Source organism: Kaarinaea lacus (genome assembly GCF_975902315.1).
The window spans coordinates 1-3,222 of the sequence record NZ_CDLKIE010000199.1; the positions used below are offsets into that span (position 1 = coordinate 1).

Here is a 3,222-nt window from a genome sequence, read left to right on the forward strand (position 1 = left end):
TGGCTGATCACCTGGCACTCATGAAATCCGGACAAGTTCTGGCATCCGGACCGATCGGAACAATGCTTACACGAATGGATCTACCTCTTGCCCATAGGAGCGATGCCGAATCTGTTGTCGAAGCGCAAGTATCCGGACATGACGAAGACTTCCATCTTACTCACCTGACATTCCCGGGAGGCCAATTTACGGTGACTGGAAACCATTTAAAGTTAGGTGAAACAGTGCGTCTGCGAATACTCGCGCGCGATGTTAGCCTGACACTGACACATCAAACAGATACCAGCATCCTGAATATCTTTCGAGTCGTTGTAGAAGAAGTCATGGAAGAAAATCCATCACAGATGACCATACGAGTTTCCGCGCAAGGTATCCCAATCCTGTCGCGAATTACTCGCAAATCTGCTACCGCACTTGGACTGGAGGTAGGAAAACAGGTTTATGCACAAGTTAAAAGTGTTGCCACTCTGACGTAACAATCATGCAGAACAATTCGCCAGTGAAATCTAAACCAGACCATGATGCCGCGGAACAACAAAAACAATCCCGGGCTTACTCCCATTAAATATGATTGTCATTTCATCAATTCCTCATTTTCGCTGCGTTCGATACGACAAACAGGTGACACAAATCGTCAGCAAGTGGACGCGAATTGCCAATTTTGACTGAAAATTGGCGATATGCGTTGAATACCGTTTCATCAGAAATTCGATAACCGCCTGTAGCATCAGCTATTGGAATTTTATGGCATATCGAATGCAACAGTAGACACGTGGCCAAAGTGCTTCTTTTTGTCCACCTCCCCTCCTTATCAACGGGACACATGGTGTGTCCCGTTTTTTTATTGCTCCCCCCGCTTATTTTATTTAATAACAATAAGTTAAAGATTATTACTAAATACTTCCAAATGAATATTGCAGCAATAAACGGCACTCAAAACCGTGCATTTTAGGGTTGGACTCACTTGCTCATGTACCTTCGAGGAAAAGGTCCGTTATGTTCTGATTTTCAAACCATAAGTATTTTTAGCGGTGGCACGGAGGATGCATACTGTATTACGTGACCAACCTATCACCCCCCCGATATTGGTCACACCTCCCCTTCAAAGGGGTGCGCCCTTTACGCACCCCTTTTTTTATTTCTGCTGTATCTACATTTTGTTCTCCATAATTTTCAATTCGTGATTCGTTTCACAGCAGCTCTCGCAGCACTCATTGATACTTGTAATGGGTTCACGGCCAAATCTCTGACTGTCTCTCCCCAGGCTATCCGTTACCGTGACCCGACTATTTAAGCTGCATCTTCCCCCCAACTATTGATGCAGCTTTTTTTTGCCTGAAATTTCTGTTCGCTAGATTTAATAACAACAGTGGAAAACTATTGTAAGTTTACTGCTACGCGTTACTATTAACGTTTCTATTAGCTACAGGGGACACAGTGCCAGACTCGAAAGACAATTCCATCCTGGGAAATGTAAATGCTGCGGTTTTTTTAGCTGAGTATTGGCAGAAAAAACCATTATTAATTCGTAGCGCCATGCCACATTATGTTTCGCCACTATCTGCTGATGAATTAGCGGGTCTCGCCTGTAATGACGACGTGGAATCACGTATTGTGCTGGAAAAGGACGGTACTGCGCCGTGGGAATTACGTCACGGGCCGTTCGATGATGATACTTTTGGCCATCTCCCGGAAACTCACTGGACCTTGCTGGTCCAGGAATGTAATAAACATGTTCCTGACCTGGCACTATTACTGGACCAGTTTAATTTTATTCCCAACTGGCGTATTGATGATGTCATGGTGAGCTATGCAGCACCTGGGGGTTCGGTCGGACCCCATGTGGATCAATACGATGTATTTCTATTACAAGTCATGGGACAACGCCGCTGGCAAATACATTCCAGAAAATCGAAACACCTGGATTTTCTACCTCATACGGATTTACGTATTTTGAAACAGTTTGATGCCGAACAGGAATGGGTGCTGGAACCGGGTGACATGCTGTATTTACCACCGGGAATCGCTCACTACGGGGTTGCATTAGACGATTGCATGACGTTTTCCATTGGCTTCCGCGCACCCAGTCATTACGATTTACTCATGCATTTCGCTGAAAACCAGTTTAGCGATATTACTGACCCTTTCCTTATGCCACGCTATGAAGATCCCGACCTCAAACTCAACGAAAACTGTGGTGAAATAGCTGCGCAATCCCTGGAAAAAATCATTGATACGATACAATCTTATTCAAGCAATGCTGATAATATTAAGCGCTGGTTCGGTCGTTTTATTACTGAACCGAAAAACGATAATGATGCCCTGCCCCAGGAAGAAACATTTATCAGTGGTCAATTGCGAAATCTGCTGGCCCAGCAAAAATACGTATGCCGTTCAGAATACGCGCGATTTTCTTATATAAAAAATTCAGACAATACTACCTATTTTTATGTTAATGGTCAGGAACACTTGTTGGCAGGTAATGCGCAAAGCTTTGCATCAACTATCTGCAAGCAACGCCGGTTTGACAAAGACACAATATTAAACTTTATCAACAGCCCGGATTGCGAACAGCTGGTAATAGATTTTTTTAACAATGGCTATCTATATTTCGAGACAGAATGAGCAATAATTTTCGCGTAGTACAGACCTCATGGGATAAACACAAGAATGAACTCATCAGGATACGCACCCTCGTATTTATAAACGAACAGTCGGTGCCTCCTGATCTGGAATGGGATGGCTACGACAGTGACTGCTGGCATGTTATTGCACAATCCAAGAATGGGGAATTCGTAGCGACAGGGCGTATGCTCTATGACGGGCATATCGGCCGTATGGCCGTGTTACCCGAATTTCGCAATCATGGTATTGGCAGTGCGCTACTAAATGAGCTAATCAAAATCGCTACACGTCAAAAGCTCAAGGAAGTATTTTTACACGCGCAAACTTCAGCCATTGAATTTTACGAAAAACATGATTTTACCGTAACCAGCGAAGTATTTATGGACGCCGGGATACCACATGTCACGATGCGTAGATCCCTGACTAACATTAAATGATGCATGTCAATTTTTTGGCAATTCATTATGGAAAGAAGCTGAGATACGTTAAAATTACTCTATGAATTAACTGACGAACAGGCTAGATAGTTATGGATTTTAGTGAGTATAAAATCGGCGAACAAGATAAAGTCATTCACCTGGAAACTATGGATGAGAA

General features: G+C 43.5%; 3 protein-coding genes. All 3 read left to right on the forward strand.

Annotated features, from left to right (window positions below; translation table 11 throughout):
* A partial coding sequence (locus ACWVCM_RS05910; protein WP_455200797.1) for a TOBE domain-containing protein occupies positions 1 to 476 on the forward strand: 476 nt, incomplete at its 5' end.
* Between the two features lie 961 nt (positions 477 to 1,437).
* Positions 1,438 to 2,625, forward strand: coding sequence for a JmjC domain-containing protein (locus tag ACWVCM_RS05915; RefSeq protein ID WP_455200798.1), 1,188 nt, complete (start codon positions 1,438 to 1,440; stop codon positions 2,623 to 2,625).
* The gene (locus ACWVCM_RS05920; protein ID WP_455200799.1) at positions 2,622 to 3,062 is read left to right on the forward strand and encodes a GNAT family N-acetyltransferase; all 441 of its coding nucleotides are present in this window, start codon (positions 2,622 to 2,624) and stop codon (positions 3,060 to 3,062) included. Before ACWVCM_RS05915 ends, ACWVCM_RS05920 begins: the two co-directional genes overlap by 4 nt.
* The last annotated feature ends 160 nt before the right edge of the window (positions 3,063 to 3,222 follow it).

Bases quoted from the DNA above. Each gene is read 5' to 3' on its own strand.
- ACWVCM_RS05920 (WP_455200799.1), top strand. From the start codon at position 2,622: ATGAGCAATAATTTTCGCGTAGTACAGACCTCATGGGATAAACACAAG.